Origin of the sequence: Streptomyces sp. NPDC059668 (assembly GCF_042734135.1) — a bacterium.
In the GTDB taxonomy this organism is placed as follows: Bacteria; Actinomycetota; Actinomycetes; order Streptomycetales; family Streptomycetaceae; genus Streptomyces.
Genome location: NZ_JBHWEL010000008.1, coordinates 71,786 through 92,787, shown reverse-complemented (window position 1 = coordinate 92,787; position 21,002 = coordinate 71,786). Strand labels below are relative to the sequence as shown.

At 72.5% G+C, this 21,002-nt stretch carries 19 protein-coding genes; 9 read left to right on the top strand and 10 right to left on the bottom strand.

The features are described 5' to 3' along the window. Window positions 1-159: 159 nt before the first annotated feature. The 4 genes from ACFV2J_RS09135 to ACFV2J_RS09120 all read right to left on the bottom strand — a co-directional run bounded on the left by ACFV2J_RS09135 (window position 160) and on the right by ACFV2J_RS09120 (window position 4,599). Window positions 160-1,392 (bottom strand): cytochrome P450, encoded by a 1,233-nt coding sequence (locus tag ACFV2J_RS09135; RefSeq protein WP_385088516.1) that lies wholly within the window; start codon window positions 1,390-1,392, stop codon window positions 160-162. 525 nt (window positions 1,393-1,917) lie between these two features. Then, a complete protein-coding gene (locus ACFV2J_RS09130; protein WP_385088518.1) occupies window positions 1,918-2,499 on the bottom strand; it encodes a uridine kinase in 582 nt (193 codons plus the stop codon). A gap of 74 nt (window positions 2,500-2,573) precedes the next feature. After that, a complete protein-coding gene (locus ACFV2J_RS09125; protein ID WP_385088520.1) occupies window positions 2,574-3,344 on the bottom strand; it encodes a crotonase/enoyl-CoA hydratase family protein in 771 nt (256 codons plus the stop codon). 46 nt (window positions 3,345-3,390) lie between these two features. Continuing rightward, complete coding sequence (locus tag ACFV2J_RS09120; protein ID WP_385088522.1) at window positions 3,391-4,599, bottom strand: cytochrome P450; 1,209 nt, start codon at window positions 4,597-4,599, stop codon at window positions 3,391-3,393. Between the two features lie 276 nt (window positions 4,600-4,875). Here ACFV2J_RS09120 and ACFV2J_RS09115 point away from each other — a divergent pair, with 276 nt between their 5' ends. Further along, window positions 4,876-5,790, top strand: coding sequence for a HipA family kinase (locus ACFV2J_RS09115; protein ID WP_385437904.1), 915 nt, complete (start codon window positions 4,876-4,878; stop codon window positions 5,788-5,790). Next, window positions 5,787-6,077, top strand: coding sequence for a SelT/SelW/SelH family protein (locus ACFV2J_RS09110; protein ID WP_385088526.1), 291 nt, complete (start codon window positions 5,787-5,789; stop codon window positions 6,075-6,077). The genes ACFV2J_RS09115 and ACFV2J_RS09110 overlap by 4 nt, the downstream gene beginning before the upstream one ends. Window positions 6,078-6,089: 12 nt before the next feature. Here the strand turns inward: ACFV2J_RS09110 and aceB are convergent, their stop codons facing one another. Continuing rightward, window positions 6,090-7,715 carry a malate synthase A gene (aceB, locus tag ACFV2J_RS09105; RefSeq protein ID WP_385437901.1) on the bottom strand — a complete coding sequence of 542 codons (1,626 nt, stop codon included), beginning with the start codon at window positions 7,713-7,715 and terminating at the stop codon, window positions 6,090-6,092. Between the two features lie 187 nt (window positions 7,716-7,902). Continuing rightward, window positions 7,903-8,502, bottom strand: coding sequence for an NTP transferase domain-containing protein (locus ACFV2J_RS09100; RefSeq protein WP_385088528.1), 600 nt, complete (start codon window positions 8,500-8,502; stop codon window positions 7,903-7,905). Between the two features lie 198 nt (window positions 8,503-8,700). Here ACFV2J_RS09100 and ACFV2J_RS09095 point away from each other — a divergent pair, with 198 nt between their 5' ends. Further along, on the top strand, window positions 8,701-9,015 hold the full coding sequence (locus ACFV2J_RS09095) for a DUF5955 family protein (RefSeq protein ID WP_148013112.1): 315 nt from the start codon (window positions 8,701-8,703) through the stop codon (window positions 9,013-9,015). Window positions 9,016-9,030: 15 nt separating this feature from the next. Here ACFV2J_RS09095 and ACFV2J_RS09090 read toward each other — a convergent pair whose 3' ends face one another. Both ACFV2J_RS09090 and ACFV2J_RS09085 read right to left on the bottom strand, forming a co-directional pair. Then, a complete protein-coding gene (locus ACFV2J_RS09090; RefSeq protein WP_385088530.1) occupies window positions 9,031-10,506 on the bottom strand; it encodes a PLP-dependent aminotransferase family protein in 1,476 nt (491 codons plus the stop codon). Between the two features lie 285 nt (window positions 10,507-10,791). Beyond that, window positions 10,792-11,607: an IclR family transcriptional regulator gene (locus ACFV2J_RS09085; protein ID WP_385088532.1), complete on the bottom strand. Its 816-nt coding sequence runs from the start codon at window positions 11,605-11,607 to the stop codon at window positions 10,792-10,794. Window positions 11,608-11,904: 297 nt separating this feature from the next. Between ACFV2J_RS09085 and allB the strand changes: the two genes are divergently transcribed. Continuing rightward, on the top strand, window positions 11,905-13,227 hold the full coding sequence (gene allB / locus ACFV2J_RS09080; protein ID WP_385088536.1) for an allantoinase AllB: 1,323 nt from the start codon (window positions 11,905-11,907) through the stop codon (window positions 13,225-13,227). 152 nt (window positions 13,228-13,379) lie between these two features. Further along, a complete protein-coding gene (alc, locus tag ACFV2J_RS09075; RefSeq protein WP_385088534.1) occupies window positions 13,380-14,495 on the top strand; it encodes an allantoicase in 1,116 nt (371 codons plus the stop codon). Between the two features lie 99 nt (window positions 14,496-14,594). On the opposite strand, the gene ACFV2J_RS09070 is transcribed toward alc, so the two are convergent. Then, the gene (locus ACFV2J_RS09070; RefSeq protein ID WP_385437896.1) at window positions 14,595-15,602 is read right to left on the bottom strand and encodes a CorA family divalent cation transporter; all 1,008 of its coding nucleotides are present in this window, start codon (window positions 15,600-15,602) and stop codon (window positions 14,595-14,597) included. A gap of 234 nt (window positions 15,603-15,836) precedes the next feature. On the opposite strand from ACFV2J_RS09070, the gene ACFV2J_RS09065 reads away from it, so the two are divergent. The 3 genes from ACFV2J_RS09065 (at window position 15,837) to ACFV2J_RS09055 (ending at window position 18,953) form a co-directional block, all read left to right on the top strand. Then, entirely contained in the window at window positions 15,837-16,742 is a 906-nt protein-coding gene (locus ACFV2J_RS09065; RefSeq protein ID WP_385097672.1) for a DMT family transporter, read from the top strand. Window positions 16,743-16,829: 87 nt separating this feature from the next. After that, a complete protein-coding gene (locus tag ACFV2J_RS09060) occupies window positions 16,830-17,222 on the top strand; it encodes a ribonuclease domain-containing protein (RefSeq protein ID WP_385097669.1) in 393 nt (130 codons plus the stop codon). Window positions 17,223-17,648: 426 nt separating this feature from the next. Beyond that, complete coding sequence (locus ACFV2J_RS09055) at window positions 17,649-18,953, top strand: histidine kinase (protein ID WP_385098359.1); 1,305 nt, start codon at window positions 17,649-17,651, stop codon at window positions 18,951-18,953. Between the two features lie 210 nt (window positions 18,954-19,163). On the opposite strand, the gene ACFV2J_RS09050 is transcribed toward ACFV2J_RS09055, so the two are convergent. Beyond that, entirely contained in the window at window positions 19,164-20,192 is a 1,029-nt protein-coding gene (locus ACFV2J_RS09050; protein ID WP_385090699.1) for an aldo/keto reductase, read from the bottom strand. 136 nt (window positions 20,193-20,328) lie between these two features. Here ACFV2J_RS09050 and ACFV2J_RS09045 point away from each other — a divergent pair, with 136 nt between their 5' ends. Then, complete coding sequence (locus ACFV2J_RS09045) at window positions 20,329-21,000, top strand: response regulator (RefSeq protein WP_385090697.1); 672 nt, start codon at window positions 20,329-20,331, stop codon at window positions 20,998-21,000. Window positions 21,001-21,002 lie beyond the last annotated feature (2 nt).

Genomic DNA, 21,002 nt, shown 5'->3' with positions numbered 1-21,002 from the left:
CGCGCCGCCCCCGGCCGCCCCCCCGCCCCCCCCCCCCGCCCCCCGGCGCGCGCCGCGCCGGGTGTCCGGGCCCCCCCCCCCCCCCGGGGCCGGGGGGGGGCCCCCCCCCGGGGGCCTGTCTTGTCACCCGGACCGCGACGGGCTCCGGCCCGAGCGGGCCTAGTCCGTCGCGGGAACCGGGGTGAAGGTGACGGGCAGGCCGACCGGGCCGCGCATGAGCCCGACGGGTATCCAGGGGATGTCGGCCGGCGGCACCGCCGTGGCCAGATCCGGGAAACGGCGCAGAAGTGTCCCGATGCCGACCTCCGCCTCCAGCCGGGCCAGCGGCGCGCCGAGGCAGTGGTGGATGCCGTGTCCGAACGACAGGTGACGGACGTCGGCGCGGCTCACGTCGAGGGCGTCGCGTTCCGCCGCGGGCATCGCGGGGTCGGCCCGTCCGACCGAGGTCAGGGCCACCACGACGGTGCCTCCGCGTGGTATCCGGGCGCCGCCGAGGGTGATCTCCTCGGCCGCGTACCGCATCGGTGTGAACTCGACCGGCGGGTCGAAGCGGAGTAACTCCTCGACGGCGCCGGGCAGCAGCTCCGGCCGCTCGCGCAGCCGCCGTGCCTGCTCGGGGTGGCGTAACAGCGCGACCATGGCGTTGCCCAGCAGGTTCACCGTCGTGTCGTGACCGGCCACCACCAGGAGGTTCGCGGTGCCCACCAGCTCGGCCATCGACAGCCGGCCGTCCCGCTGGTCGTACACCGCGGTGAGGGCGGACAGCAGGTCGTCACCGGGTGAGCGCTGCTTCTCGGCGACGAGTTCGGCCAGATAGCCGTTGAGCTTGACGAAGGCCTCCCGCTGTTTCTCCGCCTGCGAACCGAGGGCCTGTGACGTCCAGGCACGGAACGAGGCGCGGCCGTCCTCGGGCACGCCCAGCAGCTCCGAGATGACCTGGACGGGAAGCGGAGCGGTGAACGACCGGACGAGGTCGGCGGTGCCCAGCGGCGCCATCGCGTCGGCGAGGCCCTCGGCGATCGCGGTCACGCGAGGCCGCAGCGCCTCGATCCGGGGTCTGGTGAACGCGGCCGAGACCAGTCCGCGCAGCCGGGTGTGGTCGGGCGGATCGGCGTTGAGCATGTTGACACCCAGGCCGGATTCGGGCCGGTGCGCGGTGAATCCGACCGCTTCGAGGGCGTCGGCGGCCGGCGTCGCGTCCTTGAGCAGAGCGGGGTGCGTCAGAGCGGCCTTCGCCAGGTCGTGGTCGACCACCACCCAGGTGTCGAGGCCGCGCAGGATCTGCACCTTGTGGATGGGGCCGCGGGCACGCAGTTCCGCGTACCGCTCGTGCGCGTCGGCCTTGAAGGCGGCGTCCAGCACGGTGATGTCGTCGTGGTCGGTCGTGGTCATGTTCGTTCCTCCTGTCCAAGTGCGGTGTGCGTGCCGGGGATCGGGACCGGGGCGGCCATGGGCGACGAGGCCCGCTCGGCGGGGGAACCGCCCGGTGACCGCGACGGACGCCCCGCCGCCGCGCGGGGCCGCGCGCGGCCGGCGGGGCGGTGGTGGCGTCCACGAGCCGGCCGGGGCCCTCACCCTCGACGATCACACGCGACCACTATGCGCACCTCGTGCCGGAGGATGGGGCGCATCCGCCAGAGAGCCTGGGAAAATGCTCACAGAAGTGATCGCGAACCATCACGTCGCGCCCCTGCACGAGGGCGGCTCGCTGCCGGGGCTCGTCGAGACCCGTCTCGGCAAGTGCCCTGGAGGCGGGAATCGGTGACCCGGGCTCCGGCCTCGCACCGAGGCGGTGGCGCAGTGGCGAGGTGGCGCGGTTCCAGAGGTCCGGCTTCCGGCGAGCTGCCCGCCTCCGCGGGGGCCGAGGCCGGACGATCGGTGTGTCCCGGGCCCAATTCATCGGCCCACGAGGGCGGTTCAGTACCCGGGGACCACCAGATGGGCCCGTTCCTGCGGGCGGGTGACGGCCAAGTAGTGCTCCTCGGCCAGTCGCCAGCGGGACTCCCAGTCGATCGGGCCGTGATCGTCGCCCCGCTCCCGGAGCCGGCGCATGGACTCCTCGCGCGGAGTGTCGACGTAGACCATCAGGTCGTAGTGGTCGGCGAGTTCGGGGCGGGCGGAGTACACACCCTCGACGACGACCAGGCCCGACCGGGAGACGGTGTGGACCTCGTCGGGCGCCAGGGCCCCGGCCTCCCAGTCGTAGCGCCGGTAGACCGCGTCGCGGCCGGCGGCGAGCGGGACGAGCACCTCGTCACGCAGCCGCTGCCAGTCGAAGTAGCGGTGGTAGCCCTGCACAGGATCCAGCCTGGCCCGCTCCTGCGCGTCCATGGGGCGGTAGAAGTCGTCACCGTGCACGACCACGGCGCCGCGCGACTCGGCAAGTGCCGCCGCCAGGGTCGATTTGCCGGAACCCCCCATGCCGTCGAGCGCGACCAGGGTGAACCCCTCGCGGCTTCTGGCGTCGACTGCGGCGGCGAGCGCCGGGATCAGCGTCATGACGGCATTCTGCTCGGGCCGCCGTGCGCACGCACCCCGCCGGGCGCAGAACGCGGCCGTGTGACCACGACGCCTCACCGATGCCAGTCGGGTGGGCGTTTCTGGGTGAACGCCTGGGCGCCCTCGGTGGCGGCAGCGGTGGTGAAGACGGGGGCGCTGAGGGGGTCTTGGACGGTGTAGGCGGTGTCGTCGTCGAGGCCGCGGGTTCTGTGGACGATCTGTTTCGTGGTGAGGACGGCCTCCTGGGGGTGGGCCTGGACGCGTTCGGCCAGGACGAGAGCCGCGTGGAGGGCTTCGCCTTCGCGGGTGAGCTGGTTGACGAGTCCGTGGCGGGCCGCGTCCGGGGCCGGCAGGGGAGCCGCGGTCAGGAGCATCTCCATCGCCACGTGGTACGGGAGGCGCCCGGGCAGACGGATGGCTCCGCCCTCGGCGGCGATGAGCCCGCGGGCGACTTCGGGCAGCGCGAAGAACGCGGAGTCGGCGGCGGTGATGAGGTCGCAGGCGAGGGCGAGTTCGAAACCGCCGGCGACCGCCGCGCCCTCGACGGCCGCGATGAGGGGCTTGCGGAGGTGCGCGCGGGTCAGCCCCGCGAGCCCGCGGTCGGCGACGACCGGGACGCCGTCGGTGGGGAAGGCCTTGAGGTCCATGCCTGAGCAGAAGTGACCGCCTGCTCCGGTCAGGATGCCGACGCTCAGTGCCGGGTCGGTCTCCAGCCGGGCGAGGGCCGTGTCCAGGGCCTTGGCCAGTGACCGGTCGACGGCGTTGCGGACGCGGGGCCTGTTGAGGGTGATGAGCAGGACGCCGGGGCGTGGTTCGGTCACCATCACGGGGGCTTGGGTGTCCATCGGGTGGCTCCTGGTCGCGGGTTTGCACGGTGGGAGAGGGGGAGGGTCAGTTCCGTACGACGGGCAGCGCGGCCAGTCCGCGCATCACCCGGGCCGGCCGCCAGGGCAGCTCCTCTGCCGGTTTGGCCAGCGTGACGGGGCCCAGGCGTTCGAGCAGCAGCGGGAAGGCGACAGAACCTTCGAGGCGGGCCAGGGCGGCGCCGATACAGAAGTGCGGCCCGAAGCCGAAGGCGAGGTGGTCGTTGGGCGTACGGCCCACATCGAGCAGGTCCGCGTCCGTGAAGCGGGCCTCGTCGCGGTTGGCGGAGCCGATCAGGAGGCTGACGATGTCGCCCTCGGCGATCAGCCGGCCGTGGAGGGTGAACGGTTCCGCCGCGCACCGGAACGTGGCGTCACGCACCGGGGAGTCGTAGCGCAGCAGTTCCTCGACGGCGGTGGCGACCAGGCCCGGTCCTGCCTCGGGTCCGGTGAGCCGGGCGGCCTGGTCGGGGTGGCGGAGCAGGGCGAGCATGCCATTGCCGATGAGGTTCATGGTGGTGTCGTGACCCACCAGCAGCAGAAGGTAGGCGGTGGAGCGCAGTTCCTCCTCGCTCATCGCCCCGCTGTCGTCACTGGCCCTCACGAGAGCGCCCAGCAGGTCCACTCCGCTGCACTCGGAGCCTGCGCGTTTGCCGGAGATCAGGCTGTCCAGCAGGACGTGCAGATCGGCTTCCATCCGGGCGGGGTCCAGGCCCGGGGCGGGGGCGATGGTGGCCATCAAGGTGTCCCGCGTCGCCGCGTTGTCGAGCTCATCGGGGACTCCGAGGATCGCGCAGATCATCCGGAAGGTCACGGGTGCCGCGAAGTCCGCGATCACGTCCACGTGCGTGTGCTGCTCGATCCGGTCGAGCAGCCGGTGCGCGGTGTCCGCGATGAACGGTTCCAGCTCGGCGATGCGCCGGGGTACGAACGCGGCGTTCACCAGTGTCCGCAGACGGGTGTGGTCCGGGGGATCGGCGTGGACCAGGTGTCGGTTCAGCCCGGCCGGCCCCGCGACGTAGCCGGGTACCCGGCCGGGGTCCTTGCTCAGCCGTCCGTCGCTCAGCAGCGCGCGGACATCGTCGTAGCGGGAGATCTGCCACACGGTGGGACGACCGGGTCTGCGATCGGCGTGGGCGGGCGAGTGCCGCCGCAGCCACGCGAAGACGGGGTAGGGGTCCCGTACCCGGAGGGCCAGCAGTTCGGGGGGCGGGGACGGCACTGCGGGAGCGGGCACGGTAGCTCCGGGCTCGAGATCCGACACGGACACCGCACCAACGACCGGCGACGGCCGGAGGATGCGGAACCTGTCATTCCAGCCTGGGGGAGCAGGGGGAGCAGGGGGAGCGGCCGGGGGCCGCCGGGTCACAAGGGCCGTCTGTCACGCTGGGTTACTATGCTCACGCCATGCCAGAGGCCGGCGGCGAGGGCCGCACCGCTGTCGACGGACCGCCCGCACCGCACCGGAGACGGTCGTGAAATGTAGGGCACTAACCCGGTGGAGCCTTGAAAGATGATGAAAGAGGTCGCCGCAACCCGCTACGTCGAGTCCCTGCACACCGGTGGCTCCGTGCCCGCGGTCGTCGAGGCCGACGACCTGGGCACGTACGTCGTGAAGTTCACGGGTTCCGCGCAGGGTCGTAAGGCGCTGGTCGCCGAGGTGATCGTCGGAGAGCTGGCGCGCGCCCTCGGGCTGCGCTTCCCCGAGCTGGTCCTCGTGCACTTCGACCCCGCGGTCGCGGGGGACGAACCCCACCAGGAGGTCCAGGACCTGCTGCGCGCCAGCGCCGGGGTGAACCTCGGGATGGACTATCTGCCGGGCGCCCGGGACTTCACCCCGGAGCTCGCCAAGACCTTCGCCGTCGACCCGCTGGAGGCGGGCAGGGTGATCTGGCTGGACGCCCTGACGGTGAACGTCGACCGCACGGTCCACAGCTCGAACCTGATGATCTGGCCCACGTTCGGCATCGCGCCGCCGCGCCTGTGGCTGATCGACCACGGCGCCGCCCTCGTCTTCCACCACCGCTGGGACGCCTCCGCGCCGGAGAAGGCCTACGACTTCCGCCAGCACGCGCTCGGCGGCTTCGCCCCCGACACCCGGGCGGCGGACGCCGAGCTCGCGCCCAGGGTGACGGAGGCGCTGCTGCGGGAGGTCACGGCCCAGGTGCCGGACGCCTGGCTCGCGGACGAACCGGGTTTCGCGACCCCGGACGAAGCCCGGGACGCGTACGTCGGCTACCTGCTCGCCCGGGCCGAGGCGTCGGCGGCCTGGCTGCCCACGGACTTCCCGAGCCGCGAGCAGCTCGCCGCCGAGGACGCGGACCGGGCGGCGCGGACCGAGCGGGAGCGGCCGAACTGGCTCAAGCGGGTGCCGGACCTGCACGGCAAACCGGCGGCGGAACAGGATTGGTCGGTGCACCTCGAATGACCACGACACCCTCGGCGAGCGCTCACCGCGTGCAGATCGAGTACTGCACCCAGTGCCGCTGGCTCCCGCGCGCGGCCTGGCTGGCGCAGGAGCTGCTCACCACGTTCGAGACCGAGCTGGCCGAGCTGTCCCTCAAGCCGGGCACCGGCGGCGTCTTCGTCGTCCGCGTCGACGACGAGGTCGTCTGGGACCGCCGCGAGCAGGGCTTCCCGGAGCCCACCGCGGTCAAGCGGCTCGTACGCGACCGAGTGGCCCCGGGCAGGTCCCTGGGCCACTCGGAGCGATGACGGTCCGACGGTTCAGCCGGCCAGCTGCTCGTAGGCGGGCAGGGTGAGGAAGTCCGCGTAGTCCTCGTCCAGGGACACCGTCAGCAGCAGGTCGTGCGCCTGCTGCCAGTTGCCCGCGGCGAAGGCCTCCTCGCCGATCTCGGCACGGATGGCGGCCAGTTCCTCGGCGGCGATCTTGCGGGCGAGTTCCGGGGTGGCGCTCTCGCCGTTCTCGAAGACGACTCCCGCGTTGATCCACTGCCAGATCTGCGAACGGGAGATCTCCGCCGTCGCCGCGTCCTCCATCAGGTTGAAGATGGCGACCGCGCCGAGGCCGCGCAGCCAGGCCTCGATGTAACGGATGCCGACCTGCACGGCGTTGACGAGACCGGCGTACGTGGGTTTGGCGTCGAGCGAGTCGACGGCGATCAGGTCACCGGCGGCGACCGACACGTCCTCGCGCAGCCGGTCCTTCTGGTTCGGCCGGTCGCCGAGGACGGCGTCGAAGGAGGCCATCGCGATCGGGACGAGGTCCGGGTGGGCCACCCACGACCCGTCGAACCCGTCGCCCGCCTCACGGTCCTTGTCGGCCTTCACCTTCTCGAAGGCGACCTTGTTGACCTCCTCGTCGCGCCGCGACGGGATGAAGGCCGCCATACCGCCGATGGCGTGCGCGCCGCGCCGGTGACAGGTACGGACGAGGAGTTCGGTGTACGCGCGCATGAACGGGGCCGTCATCGTCACCGCGTTGCGGTCCGGGAGCACGAACTTCTCCCCGCCGTCACGGAAGTTCTTGACGATGGAGAAGAGGTAGTCCCACCGGCCCGCGTTCAACCCGGAGGCGTGGTCGCGGAGTTCGTAGAGGATCTCGTCCATCTCGTACGCGGCCGTGATCGTCTCGATCAGGACGGTCGCGCGGACCGTGCCCTGCGGAATGCCGACGTAGTCCTGCGCGAAGACGAAGACGTCGTTCCAGAGCCGTGCCTCCAGGTGCGACTCCGTCTTGGGGAGATAGAAGTACGGGCCCTTGCCGAGGTCGATCAGCCGGCGCGCGTTGTGGAAGAAGTACAGGCCGAAGTCGACGAGCGCGCCGGGCACGGCGGTGCCGTCGGCGGCGACGAGGTGACGTTCGTTCAGGTGCCAGCCGCGCGGTCGCACGACGACGGTGGCGAGGTCCTCGTCCGCCTTCAGGGCGTACGACTTACCGGACTTCGGGTCGGTGAAGTCGATGGCCCGGGTGTAGGCGTCGGTCAGGTTGAGCTGGCCGGTGACCACGTTCTCCCAGGTGGGAGCGGAGGCGTCCTCGAAGTCCGCGAGCCACACCCTGGCCCCCGAGTTGAGGGCGTTGACGGTCATCTTGCGGTCGGTGGGGCCGGTGATCTCCACCCGGCGGTCGTTCAGGGCCGCCGGGGCCGGGGCCACCTTCCAGGAGTCGTCCGCGCGGATCGCGGCGGTCTCCGGGAGGAAGTCGAGCGTGGAGGTGCGGGCGATCTCGGCGCGGCGCTCCGCGCGGCGGGCGAGGAGCTCGTCACGCCGGGGCGTGAACAGCCGGTGCAGCTCGGCCACGAAGGCGAGGGCCGCGTCCGTGAGGACCTCTTCCTGCCGGGGCAGGGGCTCGGCGTCGACGATGGCCAGCGGGGACGGCGCTGGTGCGGACATGAGCTGTCACTTCCTTCAGCGAGCGTGGCACCGGGTGCCAGGCGACCCGGGCAGGGCAGTGAGCGCCTGGAGAGCAGCAGGGCGCTTCTGAACAGTGGATAGTAGTTTCCTCATGGTGGAAGTTCAATGATTTGTTGATGTCGAGATTCTCCGGGTCGAGGCACTGTGGCGCTCAGTGCCACGCCGCTCACTCAAGGTGTCCCAGATCGTCCTCCGTGTCGATGTCGTACGGCTCCGCCACGTCCCCGCACTCGACGAGAGTGATCGCCGCGTCCCGCTCCTTGAGGTAGGCACGTGCCCCGCGGTCGCCGGTCGCACTCGCCGCGACGCCGGCCCAGTGCGCGGCGCCGAGGAGGACGGGATGGCCACGCCTGCCGTCGTACGCGGCCGAGACCAGGGAGGCGTCGTCCCGGTACGCGGCGAGCACCCGGGCGACCGCCCGTGGGCCGATGCCGGGCTGGTCGACCAGCGAGACCAGTGCCGCCCGCGCCCCCGTACCGTCGAGCGAGCCGAGCCCGGCCCGCAGCGACGAACCCATCCCGCGCTCCCACTCCGGGTTGTCGACCAGCACACATCCGTCGAGCCGTGCCCGCTCCCGTACGACGGCCGCGTCCGCCCCCAGCACCACGTGGACACGCGTGCACCCGGCCGCGCGCAACACCCCGACCGCGTACTCGACGAGGGGGCGGCCCCGGTGTTCGAGCAGTGCCTTGGGCCGCCCGCCGAGCCGTCGCCCCCCGCCCGCCGCGAGGAGCAGCCCGGCGACCTGGTCTTCCCTGTGCGTCATACGTCCTGCATACCTGACCGCGCGTCGACCGCACGGTTTCGAGGGGCTGAATTTCGGTCCGTGCTGTGGCGCCCACCTCGCCGGGTGGCGTTTACTGACCCGCGTCCCTCGGTGCCCGACCGACGCCCTGGGGCGCGGGACATGCGGGCGTGCGGGCGACACACCCGCGCACCGGGGTGTACGAGGGGGGAGAGGGCTGTGTTGCGGAGCTTGGGGCAGAGGTCAGTGACCGGCAGCGACGAGGACCCGAGAGTGGCGGAACTACGGACCGCCGTCTCCCGGCTGCGCCGTGAACTCGCGGTGCATCCGGTGGAGTTCCCCGACCGGGGCATCGCCGAGGACGAACTCGCGGCGCTCGCCGCGATGGCCCTCAGCGGCGTCCCCGAGATCCCGCGGCTGCGCCGCTCCCTGCTGCTGATCGCGGGCGCGATCGGCTCGGTCAGCGCGCTGGCCACGGGCCTGGCGGAGGTGCGCAGCGCGGTGGAGCTGTTCGGACGGCCACCGCTGCGATAGCCGGGCCGGGCGCGGTCAGGCGACCCAGCGCGGGCGTCCGGTGTCCGCGCCGGCCGCGTCGAGGCCGCCGTGCAGGGCGGTGGCGACCCGGCGTACGGCCTCGTCGAGGACCTCCGGCGCCAGGGTGTAGGGGAAGCGCAGCCGGGACTCGTGGGTGCCCGGGTCCGCGCCGAAGCGGGCGCCGCCCTCGATGCGCACGCCCTGCGCGAGGGCCGCGCGCGCCAGCGGCGAGGCGACCGGACGTCCCAGGTCGACCCAGAGGGACAGACCGCCCGGCGGCAACTTCCAGCGCCAGTCGGGCAGATGACGCCCCAACGACTCGGCGAGCGCGTCCCGCTGGACTCGCAGCCGCGGCAGCCGTTCGGCCAGGACCTGGTCCGTGCGCGCCAGCAGACCGAGGGCGACCAGCTGGTTCAGGACCGAACCGCCCATGTCCACCGGCACCCGCGCGGTCGCCAGCTCCGTGATCAGCCGCGTCCCCGCGCGTACCCAGCCGAGCCGCAGCCCGCCCCAGTGCGTCTTGCTCAACGACCCGACGGTCACGATCTGTTCGCCCGTCCCGCGCGGAGCGAGCGAGGCGAACGGCGCGGCCGACGGCACCTCCAGCGCGATGTCCGTCATCGTCTCGTCGACCACCAGCCAGGTACCCGTCGCGCGCACCGACTCCAGTACGGCCAGGCGCTGTTCGGGCGGCATCAGCCGGCCCGTCGGATTGTGGAAGTCGGGGATCAGATACGCGAGCCGGGGTGCCGCCTGCCGCAGCGCGCCGTCGATCAGCCCCGTGTCCCAGCCGTCCTCCGTGACCGGAACGGGGGTGGCGCGCAGGCCGATGCGCCGCATCGTGTCGAGCGCGTTCGGGTACGAGGGGTTCTCGACCAGGACGCGGTCACCGGGCCGCCCGAGCAGCCCCAGGGTCAGCGAGAGGGCCTGCTGCGCCCCGTTCGTGATGAGGATCTGGTCCGGCAGCGTCGGCAGCCCGCGCCGGGTGAACCGCTCGGCGACGGCGGCCCTCAACTCCGTTATCCCGTACGGGTGATAGCCGGGTGTCGAGGATTGCCGCGCCAGTTGTCCGGCCGCCTCCGCGAAGGCCTCCGAGAGCTGCGGCTCGGGCGCGCCGGGCGCCGCGACGGCCAGGTCGATCACCCCGTCGTCGACCGGGAAGGAGGCCACATTGGCCGGGCGGTGGCCGTCGGGCAGTTCCGTCCACGTCCCGGCGCCCCGCCTGCTGCGCGCGAACCCGTCCTCCCGCAACAGGTCGTACGCCGCCGTCACCGTGGCCCGGCTGATCCCGAGTGTCGAGGCCAGTTCGCGCTCCGCGGGCAGCCGGACGTGCAGCGGGATCCGGCCGTGCAGGAGCAGCGTACGGATCCCGTCGGCCAGGGCGCGGTATCCGAGGCGGCCGTCGCCGCGCGGCGCGGCGGACAGCAGCCCGGCGAGCTGCCGGCTTCCCAGCGTCCTGTCCATTCCGTGGACGACCGGTCCGTTCGCCATGCCAACTCCCTCGCATCGGCCCTGTGGGGCAGTCCAATCAGCGTACAGACGCGAAGGCGCGGGGGTGTCGCGGGCGAGTCGTCCATCCAAGGGGTGGGCGGCGCGGGACGGGGCCGTGAGGAGGAGCGGGTGCCGGGGGTGTCGCCGGGGGAGTGGATGCGTGGGCCGGCCGCGGGGCGCGCGGACCGGCCGGCACGGGCTCGGCGGGAAGAGTCGTGACGGCTCGGTGAGGGTCGGGCGCGGGTCGTGGCGCGTTCCCGGCGCGGAGCCGGGCGGCGGGTTCCGTCAGGCGTTCGGGCCGGAGCTCGCGAGCGCCTCCGACAGTTCCACGGCGACCTGCTGCAGCACGGGCACGATCTTCTCCGTGGCCGCCTCGGTGACACGGCCCGCGGGGCCCGAGATCGAGATGGCGGCGGAGGTGGGGGAGTCGGGGACGGAGACGGCGAGGCACCGCACGCCGATCTCCTGCTCGTTGTCGTCGACCGCGTAGCCGAGCCGGCGCACCTCCTCCAGCGCGCTGAGGAAACCGTCCGGAGTGGTGATCGTCTTCTCCGTCGCGGCGGGCATGCCGGTACGGGCGAGCAGCGCGCGTACCTCGTCCGCCGGGGTGTTCGCGAGCAGTGCCTTGCCCACGCCCGTGGAGTGCGGCAGCACCCGGCGGCCCACCTCGGTGAACATGCGCATCGAGTGCTTGGAGGGCACCTGCGCCACGTAGACGATCTCGTCCCCGTCGAGCAGTGCCATGTTCGCCGTCTCGCCGGTCTCCTCGACCAGGCGTGCGAGGTAGGGGCGGGCCCAGGTGCCGAGCAGCCGGGACGCGGACTCGCCGAGCCGGATCAGCCGCGGGCCGAGCGCGTACCGGCGGTTCGGCTGCTGGCGTACGTAACCGCAGACCACCAGCGTGCGCATCAGCCGGTGGATGGTCGGCAGCGGCAGCCCGCTGCTCGCGGAGAGCTCGCTCAGGCCGACCTCGCCCCCGGCGTCGGCCATGCGCTCGAGCAGATCGAAGGCGCGCTCGAGGGACTGGACACCGCCGCTCGGCGCGGATGACTTGGCGGAGGCGTTTTGCGCTGGGGCGTCGCTGGCGCGGGACGTCGGCACGGCGCGGTCCTTTCGAGGCTGACAGGCAGTGATGCAGCCTACCCGGGTGTCGGTTGACTCCTCGGTGGCACATGACTACGTTCTGCTTTGCGGAAGTCTAATTCCATTCTGTGGAAACATCCAGGGAGTGCGGGCCCGGCGCGGAGGGGTGAGCGTGCTCTTGACGGCGAGAGGGTGGGAGTGAAGACTTCTTCAACAGAACGTTGAATTCCGTTACGTGGAAGTAAACAGCGGTACCGGAAGGCGACAGCGGCGGAGAGAGGGGTCCGGGTGTCGGAGGTCGGAGGGGTCGAGCTGATGCTGCGCTCGACGCGTGTCATCACTCCCGAGGGAACACGCGCCGCCTCGGTCGCGGTCGCCGGGGGCAGGATCGCGGCCGTGCTCGCGTACGACGCCGAGGTGCCGTCCGGCGCCCGCCTGGAGGACTTCGGGGACGACGTCCTCCTTCCGGGGCTCGTCGACACCCACGTGCACGTGAACGATCCCGGCCGCACGGAGTGGGAGGGCTTCTGGACGGCGACGCGGGCCGCGGCCGCCGGTGGCATCACCACGATCGTCGACATGCCGCTCAACTCCCTCCCGCCGACGACGACGGTCGACCACCTCCGTACGAAGCAGGACGTGGCGCGCACCAAGGCGCACGTCGACGTCGGTTTCTGGGGCGGCGCGCTGCCCGACAACGTCAAGGACCTGCGCCCCCTGCACGACGCGGGTGTGTTCGGCTTCAAGGCCTTCCTGTCGCCGTCCGGCGTGGAGGAGTTCCCGGAGCTCGACCAGGACCGGCTCGCCCGGTCCCTCGCCGAGATCTCGGGGTTCGGCGGCCTGCTGATCGTGCACGCCGAGGACCCGCACCACCTGGACGCCGCCCCCCACAAGGGCGGCCGGCGGTACGCCGACTTCCTCGCCTCACGCCCGCGCGACGCCGAGAACACCGCCATCGGGAACCTGATCGCGCAGGCCCGGCGTCTCGACGCGCGCGTACACGTGCTGCATCTGTCGTCCTGCGACGCGCTGCCCCTGATCGCCGCGGCGAAGGCCGAGGGCGTCCGGCTCACCGTGGAGACCTGCCCGCACTACCTCACGCTCACCGCGGAGGAAGTCCCGGACGGCGCCTCCGAGTTCAAGTGCTGTCCGCCCATCCGCGAGGCCGCCAACCAGGACCTCCTGTGGCAGGCGCTGGCCGACGGCACGATCGACTGTGTCGTCACCGACCACTCGCCGTCGACGGCCGACCTGAAGACCGACGACTTCGCGACCGCCTGGGGCGGTATCTCCGGCCTTCAGTTGAGCCTGCCGGCCGTCTGGACCGAGGCCCGCAGGCGCGGCCACGGCCTGGAGGACGTGGTCCGCTGGATGTCCACACGTACGGCGCGACTGGTGGGCCTCGACCACCGCAAGGGGGCCATCCGGGCGGGCCACGACGCCGACTTCGCCGTCCTCGCGCCCGACGAGACATTCACCGTCGACCCCGCCGCACTGGAACACCGCAACCGGGTCACGGCCTATGCGGGCAGGACCCTCAGCGGGGTCGTGAAGTCCACCTGGCTGCGTGGCGAACGCGTCATGTCCGAGGGCCGGTTCACCGAGCCGGCGGGCGAACTCCTCTCACGGCGCCCATGACCCCCGTAGCCGTCCCCGGCCACGGTGCCCGTCCACGGCGTCCGTGGCCACGAGACGTACCCGCAGCCGCTGTACAGGCACCCGCTGTACCGGCACCCGCACCCGCACGTGCTCCCGCACCGGCCGACTCCCGAAAGGCAGACCTGATCATCGTGACGGCGATTCCCCGCTTCACCGGCGACGCGAACCCCTACGGCGGCGGCGACCCGTACGCCGACTACCGCACCGCCGACTTCCCGTTCGCGCAGGACGCCGACCTCGCGGACCGGCGGCTCGGCGCGGGCGTCGTCGCCGCCAACGACGAGTTCTTCGCCGAGCGGGAGAACCTCCTCGTGCCCGGGCGCGCCGAGTTCGACCCCGAGCACTTCGGGCACAAGGGCAAGATCATGGACGGCTGGGAGACCCGCCGCAGGCGCGGCGTCTCGGCCGAGCACCCGTGGCCGACGGCCGAGGACCACGACTGGGCGCTGGTCCGCCTCGGCGCGCCCGGAGTGATCCGCGGCATCGTCGTCGACACGGCCCACTTCCGCGGCAACTACCCGCAGGCGGTGTCGGTCGAGGGCGTGTCGATGCCCGGGTCCCCGTCACCGCGGGAACTGCTGGCGGACGACGTGAAGTGGACGACCCTCGTCCCGCGCACGGCGGTCGGCGGCCACGCGGCGAACGGTTTCGCCGTCGACGTCGAACAGCGCTTCACGCACCTGCGCGTCAACCAGCACCCCGACGGCGGCATCGCGCGCCTGCGGGTCCACGGAGAGGTCGTCCCCGACCCGGCGTGGCTCTCCGCGCTCGGCACGTTCGACGTCGTCGCCCTGGAGAACGGCGGCCGGGCCGAGGACGCCTCCGACCGCTTCTACTCGCCCGCCACCAACACCATCCAGCCGGGGCGCTCCCACAAGATGGACGACGGCTGGGAGACACGCCGCCGCCGCGACACCGGGCACGACTGGATCCGCTACCGGCTCGTCGCACGGTCCGAGATCCGCGCCCTGGAGATCGACACGGCCTACCTGAAGGGCAACAGCGCGGGCTGGGCGTCGGTGTCGGTGCGGGACGGCGAGGACGGCGAGTGGAGGGAGATCCTCCCCCGTACCCGCCTCCAGCCCGACACCAACCACCGTTTCCCGCTCGCCGCGCCGGCCGTCGGCACCCACGCGCGCGTCGACATCTTCCCGGACGGCGGCATCTCCCGGCTGCGGCTGTTCGGCTCACTGACGCAGGAGGGGGCGGCCGGTCTGGAGGCCAGGCACCAGGAGCTCGGCGGCTGACTCCGCGCCGTGCGGCGCCGCGCCCCCCCCCCGCGCCCCCCCCCCCGCCGGCGCGCGGGGGCCTCGCCGACGGGCGTCAGAGCCGGTCGCCGACGGGCGTCAGAGCCCGTCGTCGGCGGCGTCGCGGGAACGGCTGTCCCTGAGCTGGCGCCAGTGCGTGCGGTAGAGCACGTAGTAGAGCGCGGCGACCACGGAAGCGGCCTGCAGTCCCAGCCCGAGCGCCAGGAAGGAGTCCTCGCTCGAAAGGCGGTTGGTCAGGAAGCTGAAGTTCATGCCGAAGAACCCGGTCAGGAACGACAGCGGCAGGAAGATCATCGAGACGACGGTGAGCCTGTTGATCACGAGGTTCTGCTGATCGGCGACGATCGACGCGTAACTGCCCGCCGCCCGCCGGGTCGCGTCCCGCAGCGACTCGATCTCCAGCAGCACGAGCCGCACCGTGTGCTCGTGCAAGCTGTTCATCGCCCGCCGCTCCTCCGGGATGCCGTGAGCGGTCATCCGCCGGCGGACAAGGATCTCCTGGACGACCGAGGCGTAGGGCAGGAACACGCGGTGCAGGCGGGCCGCGCGCCGCCGCAGCCGGGCCAGCGCCTGGGCGTGCTGCGGCTGCCGTTCCTCGAACATCGCCTCCTCCAGGTCCTCGACCTCCAGGTGAGCCGCCGTGACGGCCCGGCGAAAGCTCTCCAGGACGCCCTGGAGGATCAGATACAGCGCGGTGACCGAGTCGACGGGCCGGTCGTGCCGCAGCCGTTCGACGAAGGTGTCGATCAGCTCCACGGGCCCGCGATGGACCGTGATCACGTGGTCCTCGTCCGCGTGGATCTGGACGTAGACGATCCGGTCGCCGCAGACCACGGGGACGATGCCCGCGGCCGCGCCCTCGTGGAAGTGGGCGCGCGCGTGCTCCTGACGTTCGCCGAGCCACTCCCAGATCTCGTCGTCCAGCCCGAGCCGGCGCGACAGGGGCCGGTCGGCGCCGGGCGGGGGATCCTCGCCCAGGTCGACGTCCACGATCACGAAACCGGAGGCCGTCAGGCGCTCGCGGGCCCCCTCCAGGTCCGTGCGCACGACGACGCCCTCCGGCATCGACACCACCGATACGATCATCGTCCCTCACCGTGGATGACGTGGCCGGTCATGACGCAGGACGCCTCGGCATGTGCAAACTGCAACGTCCACCGCACACTACCGCCGAAGGTGCCGCGCACGGCCTAACGGGGAGACCGCCGTGTCCCCCGGAAAGGTGTAGCCCTCACGCGTTCCCGTCGGTACGGTGATCGTCCCCCCGTGCGAGCCGGTGTCGTCTCCACGCCCGCGCCCGCCCCGCTGGAGACCGCTCCCATGTCGACGATCGCCGTACCCGGCGCGCTCGCGCCCCGCCGCGCGTGGCTCACCGACCTCCCCCTGCTGCTCGTCGCGGTGGTCTGGGGAGCCAGTTATCTCGCGGCCAAGGACGTCACCACCGCGCGGACGGTGATCGCCGTACTGGTGCTGCGCTTCGCCGTCGCGCTGCCGGTGCTGGTGGCGGTGGGATGGCGCTCCCTGCGCGCGCTGAGCGCCGCGCAGTGGCGCGGGGCCGCCGTGCTGGGCCTGATCCTGAGCGGGATCTTCCTTCTGGAGACCTACGGCGTCGTGCACACCTCGGCGACCAACGCGGGCCTCGTCATCAGCCTCACCATGATCTTCACGCCGCTCGCCGAGGCGGCCGTGACCCGTGTCAGGCCCGCCCGCGCCTTCCTCGCCGCGGCCGGGCTCTCCGTGCTCGGCGTGGTCCTGCTGACCCAGAGCGGTGGCTTCACCCGCCCCTCGCCGGGGGATCTGCTGATGCTGCTGGCGGCGGCCGCCCGGACCGTGCACGTACTCGTCATGTCCCGCAGCAAGGCGGTCCGTGGCGCCGCCGCGCTACCGCTGACCACGGTCCAACTGGGCACCGCGGTACTCGTGTTCGCGCTGCTGTCGGCCGGCGCCGGCACCACGCCCTGGGGCGCGGCCGCGGACTTCGGGGCACGGGAGTGGGCCGGCCTGCTGTTCCTCGCCGTGTTCTGCACGCTCTTCGCCTTCTTCGTGCAGATGTGGGCCGTGCGCCGGACCTCGCCGTCCCGGGTCGGTCTGCTGCTGGGCACCGAGCCGCTGTGGGCCGCCGCCGCGGGCATCGCGCTCGGCGGCGAACGACTCGGCGCCGCGGGGCTGCTGGGCGGCGTTCTCGTCGTCGCCGGGACCGTGTGGGGACGCCGGGCGGCAGGTTAACTCGCGGAAAACTCATCGGACTCGACGGGAGAAATCATCGACCTTGACATTGACATGTCACTGTCTACGCGCGTCATTCTAGGGTGCATGAGATTCCCCCCACGAATCACTCGCATCGGTTCCCTGGTCGCTCTCATGTCCGCGCTGCTCGTCGGCGGGAGCACGGTCGTCCCCGCCCACGCCTCGGCCGCCGCGGTGGGCAGCATCTGCTACGGCAAGCTGCCGTCGCAGGCGTACGACACACTGGACCTGATCGCCTCCGGAGGCCCTTTCCCGTACTCGCAGGACGGGGTCGTCTTCCAGAACCGCGAGGGCGTCCTGCCCGGTCAGTCCACCGGCTACTACCACGAGTACACCGTCATCACGCCGGGCTCCTCGACGCGTGGCGCCAAGCGCATCGTGACCGGCAAGAAGACCCGTGAGGACTACTACACCTCGGACCACTACGTCACGTTCAAGCTGATCAACTTCAGCTGCTGATCCGAGGGCGACCCGCTTCACCGGAGGTCCGGTCCGTGCTCGGCCGGACCTCCGGCTCCCGGCGGCGAACAGGGCGAACGGGAGGACGGAAGGGCGAGGAGAACGGCGCTCTCCCGTGGCCGTCGAGGACTCCGAGCCGCCGTGCGAGGCCCCACCCTCGCCGGCGGCCTCTCGTCCCGTGCGACGGGACGAGAACGTCCCGCGCCGGCGTGAGGGCGCCGGGCGCCGCCGGGCGCCCCCTCGCGTGTTCGTCTCACGGCAGGACCCTCGCCCCGCGGACCCCCCATGTCCACCGGCCGCGGGGCGAGGCATGCCCGTCCTGAAGTCCGCACGCGGGCGAGGAGGCGGGACGAAAGTCCCCGGCTCTGCGACTTTGGTCGCAGATGCCGGGCGGAAGGAGGTCGTGGCGGACCCGACTGCGTAGATTTGTCGACCGTGACCGCTGACCATCCACCGCCCCTGCCGGGGAACCTGTCCGCGCCGGGCCTGCCGGTGGCCCCGGCGCTGCTCCTGCCCGGGCGGCGCTGGCTGCTGCCGTCGGCCGTGGCCGCCGAGCTCGACCCCGGACGGACCGGGAGGGGCGGGCGCCCCCGGCGGACCGTGCGCGACTGGATCGTCGACTTCGGATGGTTTCTGCTGGCCGTCCTCATCGGAGCGCTCGCCGCGGACACGCTGACGGGCGACCCGAACATCCCGCACGGTCTGGCCGTCGCCGACCAGTGGCTCGGCGGGCTCGCCTGCGCCGCGGTCTGGCTGCGGCGGCGCTGGCCGCTGGGGCTGGCCCTGGCGATGATCCCCGTCGGGATGGTCTCGAACACCGCGGGCGGCGCCGGGCTGGTCGCCCTCTTCACCCTCGCCGTGCACCGGCCCTTCCCGTACGTGGCCTGGGTCGCCGGCAGCCAGCTCGCCCTGCTCCCCGCGTACTTCTGGCTGCGCCCCGACCCCGATCTGCCGTACCTCGCCGCGGTGCTGGTCACCGCGCTGCTGACCGCCGCGGTGGTCGGCTGGGGCATGTTCGTACGCTCCAAGCGCCAGCTCATGCTGAGTCTGCGGGACCGGGCGCGGCGGGCCGAGACGGAGGCCGCGCTGCGGGTCGAGCAGGCGCAGCGGCTGGCCCGCGAGGCCATCGCGCGCGAGATGCACGACGTGCTGGCCCACCGGCTGACGCTGCTGAGCGTGCACGCGGGGGCGCTGGAGTTCCGGCCGGACGCGCCTCGCGAGGAGGTCGCGCGGGCCGCGGGGGTGATCCGGGAGAGCGCGCACGAGGCGTTGCAGGACCTGCGGGAGATCATCGGCGTGCTGCGGGCGGGCGACGCCGACGACGCGGGGCGGCCGCAGCCGACGCTCGCGGCCCTCGACGCGTTGGTCGCGGAGTCGCGGGAGGCGGGTATGAAGGTGGTCCTCGATCAGCTCGTCGCCGATCCGACGGACGTGCCCGCCTCCGTCGGCCGCACCGCCTATCGCATCGCCCAGGAAGGGCTGACCAACGCCCGTAAGCACGCGCCGGGCGCGGAGGTCACCGTCCGTGTCTCGGGCGGGTTCGGGGACGGTCTGACCGTGTCCGTCCGCAATCCGGCACCGTCGGGAGAGGTGCCGCACGTGCCGGGGTCCGGGCAGGGGCTGATCGGACTGACCGAGCGCGCGGTCCTCGCGGGTGGGCGGTTGTCGCACGGGGCGGAGGGGGACGGGGGGTTCGAGGTGCGGGCCTGGTTGCCGTGGGGTACCCCCTGAACGGGCGGGCGGGGAGGCGGCCTTGAGCGGGCGGGGGTGGGGTGGGGCCGTGCCGGTACGTCGAGTCCGTCGCCGCTGGATCAGACGTGGGCCGGGCGAGGGAGCCGCTGCTCGATCCGGGCGTAAGCGACGGGCTCGACGTACCGGCACGGCCCCTCGCGTGCGTCGTCGGGTGCGGAGAGTGCGTGGTTCGAGCGGTTTCCGGTTGTCTCAGGGTGTACGGGGGATCACCCGGCGGCCCGCCGTTCCGTACACCCAGGCCGACGTCTCGTCGATGAAATCGGTCGGGAAGCCGGTGCGGAAGCCGGTGGCCTCCTCCAGGCCGGTCACCAGCTCGGTGGGCAGGGTCAGTTCGGCCGCGCCGAGGTTGTCGACGAGCTGGGTGACGTGGCGGGCGCCCACGATGGGGTGCACGGCGGGGGAGCGGGCCATCGTCCAGGCGATGGCGACCTGGGCCGGAGTGGCACCGAGTTCGTCGGCCGCCTTCTGGACGGCCTCGGCCACGCTCCGCTCCAGTTCCCCGATGGCCTCCGGGGAGAGCCGGGTCGCCGTGCCTGGGAGCACACCGCCCGGCCGGGTGTACTTGCCGGACAGGATGCCGTTCTGGAGCGGACTCCACGCGGCGACCGACATGCCGAACGCCTCGGCCATCGGCAGGAGTTCGCGCTCGGCGTCCCGGCTCAGCAGGCTGTACGGCACCTGGAGCGCGGCGAACGGTGACCAACCCCGCCACTCCGCGAGGGTGTTGGCCCGTGCCACCACCCAGGCCGGGGCGTCCGAGATGCCCACGTACAGGACCTTCCCGGACCGTACGGCGTCGTCGAGCGCGCGCATCGTCTCCTCGACCGGGGTGTTCCGGTCCCAGATGTGCACCCAGTAGACGTCGATGTAGTCGGTCCCCAGCCGCCGCAGGCTCGTCTCCAGGGAGAGGGCCAGGTTCTTGCGGTGGTTCCCGGCGGCGTTCGGGTCCGCTCCGTCCCGGGAGATCGTGTACTTGGTGGAGAGCACGAAGCGGTCGCGCCGCCCCTTCAGCAACCCGCCCACGATCTCCTCGCTGGCCCCGCCACGGTAGTTGACGGCGGTGTCGACCACGTTCCCGCCGGCCTCCGCGTACGCGTCGAGGATCCGCGCGCACTCCTCCTTCGGCGCGCCCACCCCGTCCTGCTCCCCGAACGTCATGGCGCCGAGGAACAGTTCGGAGACACGAAGGCCGGTACGGCCCAAGAGCCGGTAGCGCACTGGGAAACTCCTCCGAGGTCGGCTGTCACGTCGCACGGTCGGCCGGCGTGGTGCGTCGGCCCCGGTCGACCGACCGTAGTCGCCGGACAGGGTTCGGGGGACGGAATCGTCCCCCGGAATCACTACGGTAGGCACCATGAAAGCGATCCGACTGCTTCTGGTCGACGACGATCCGCTGGTGAGGGCGGGCCTGTCCCTCATGATGGGCGGCGCCGAGGACATCGAGATCGTCGGCGAGGCCGCCGACGGCAGCGAGGTCGAGGCGCTCGTCGACCGCACCCGCCCGGACGTCGTCCTGATGGACATCCGGATGCCGACGGTCGACGGCCTCGCGGCCACCGAGCGGCTGCGCGGTCGTCAGGACGCCCCACAGGTCGTGGTCCTCACCACCTTCCACGCCGACGAGCAGGTACTGCGGGCGCTGCGCGCCGGCGCCGCCGGGTTCGTCCTCAAGGACACCCCGCCCGCCGACATCGTCGACGCGGTACGCCGGGTCGCGGCCGGCGACCCGGTGCTGTCGCCCACCGTCACCCGCCGGCTGATGGAGCAGGCGGCCGGTGGCTCCGCCGACACCCGCCGCAGCACCGCCCGCGACCGGATCGCCGCCCTCAACGACCGTGAACGGGAGGTCGCCGTCGCCGTCGGCCGGGGCGCGTCCAACGCGGCGATCGCCGGCGAGCTGTACATGAGCGTCGCCACCGTCAAGACCCATGTCTCCCGCATCCTCGCCAAGCTCGGACTCAACAACCGCGTCCAGATCGCCCTGCTGGCGTACGACGCCGGACTTCTGGAGGAGGGCGGGCACTGAGC

Bases quoted from the DNA above. Each gene is read 5' to 3' on its own strand.
- ACFV2J_RS09135 (WP_385088516.1), bottom strand. From the start codon at position 1,392: ATGACCACGACCGACCACGACGACATCACCGTGCTGGACGCCGCCTTC.
- ACFV2J_RS09130 (WP_385088518.1), bottom strand. From the start codon at position 2,499: ATGACGCTGATCCCGGCGCTCGCCGCCGCAGTCGACGCCAGAAGCCGC.
- ACFV2J_RS09125 (WP_385088520.1), bottom strand. From the start codon at position 3,344: ATGGACACCCAAGCCCCCGTGATGGTGACCGAACCACGCCCCGGCGTC.
- ACFV2J_RS09115 (WP_385437904.1), top strand. From the start codon at position 4,876: ATGATGAAAGAGGTCGCCGCAACCCGCTACGTCGAGTCCCTGCACACC.
- ACFV2J_RS09110 (WP_385088526.1), top strand. From the start codon at position 5,787: ATGACCACGACACCCTCGGCGAGCGCTCACCGCGTGCAGATCGAGTAC.
- aceB (WP_385437901.1), bottom strand. From the start codon at position 7,715: ATGTCCGCACCAGCGCCGTCCCCGCTGGCCATCGTCGACGCCGAGCCC.
- ACFV2J_RS09100 (WP_385088528.1), bottom strand. From the start codon at position 8,502: ATGACGCACAGGGAAGACCAGGTCGCCGGGCTGCTCCTCGCGGCGGGC.
- ACFV2J_RS09090 (WP_385088530.1), bottom strand. From the start codon at position 10,506: ATGGCGAACGGACCGGTCGTCCACGGAATGGACAGGACGCTGGGAAGC.
- allB (WP_385088536.1), top strand. From the start codon at position 11,905: ATGCTGCGCTCGACGCGTGTCATCACTCCCGAGGGAACACGCGCCGCC.
- ACFV2J_RS09070 (WP_385437896.1), bottom strand. From the start codon at position 15,602: ATGATCGTATCGGTGGTGTCGATGCCGGAGGGCGTCGTCGTGCGCACG.
- ACFV2J_RS09065 (WP_385097672.1), top strand. From the start codon at position 15,837: ATGTCGACGATCGCCGTACCCGGCGCGCTCGCGCCCCGCCGCGCGTGG.
- ACFV2J_RS09060 (WP_385097669.1), top strand. From the start codon at position 16,830: ATGAGATTCCCCCCACGAATCACTCGCATCGGTTCCCTGGTCGCTCTC.
- ACFV2J_RS09045 (WP_385090697.1), top strand. From the start codon at position 20,329: ATGAAAGCGATCCGACTGCTTCTGGTCGACGACGATCCGCTGGTGAGG.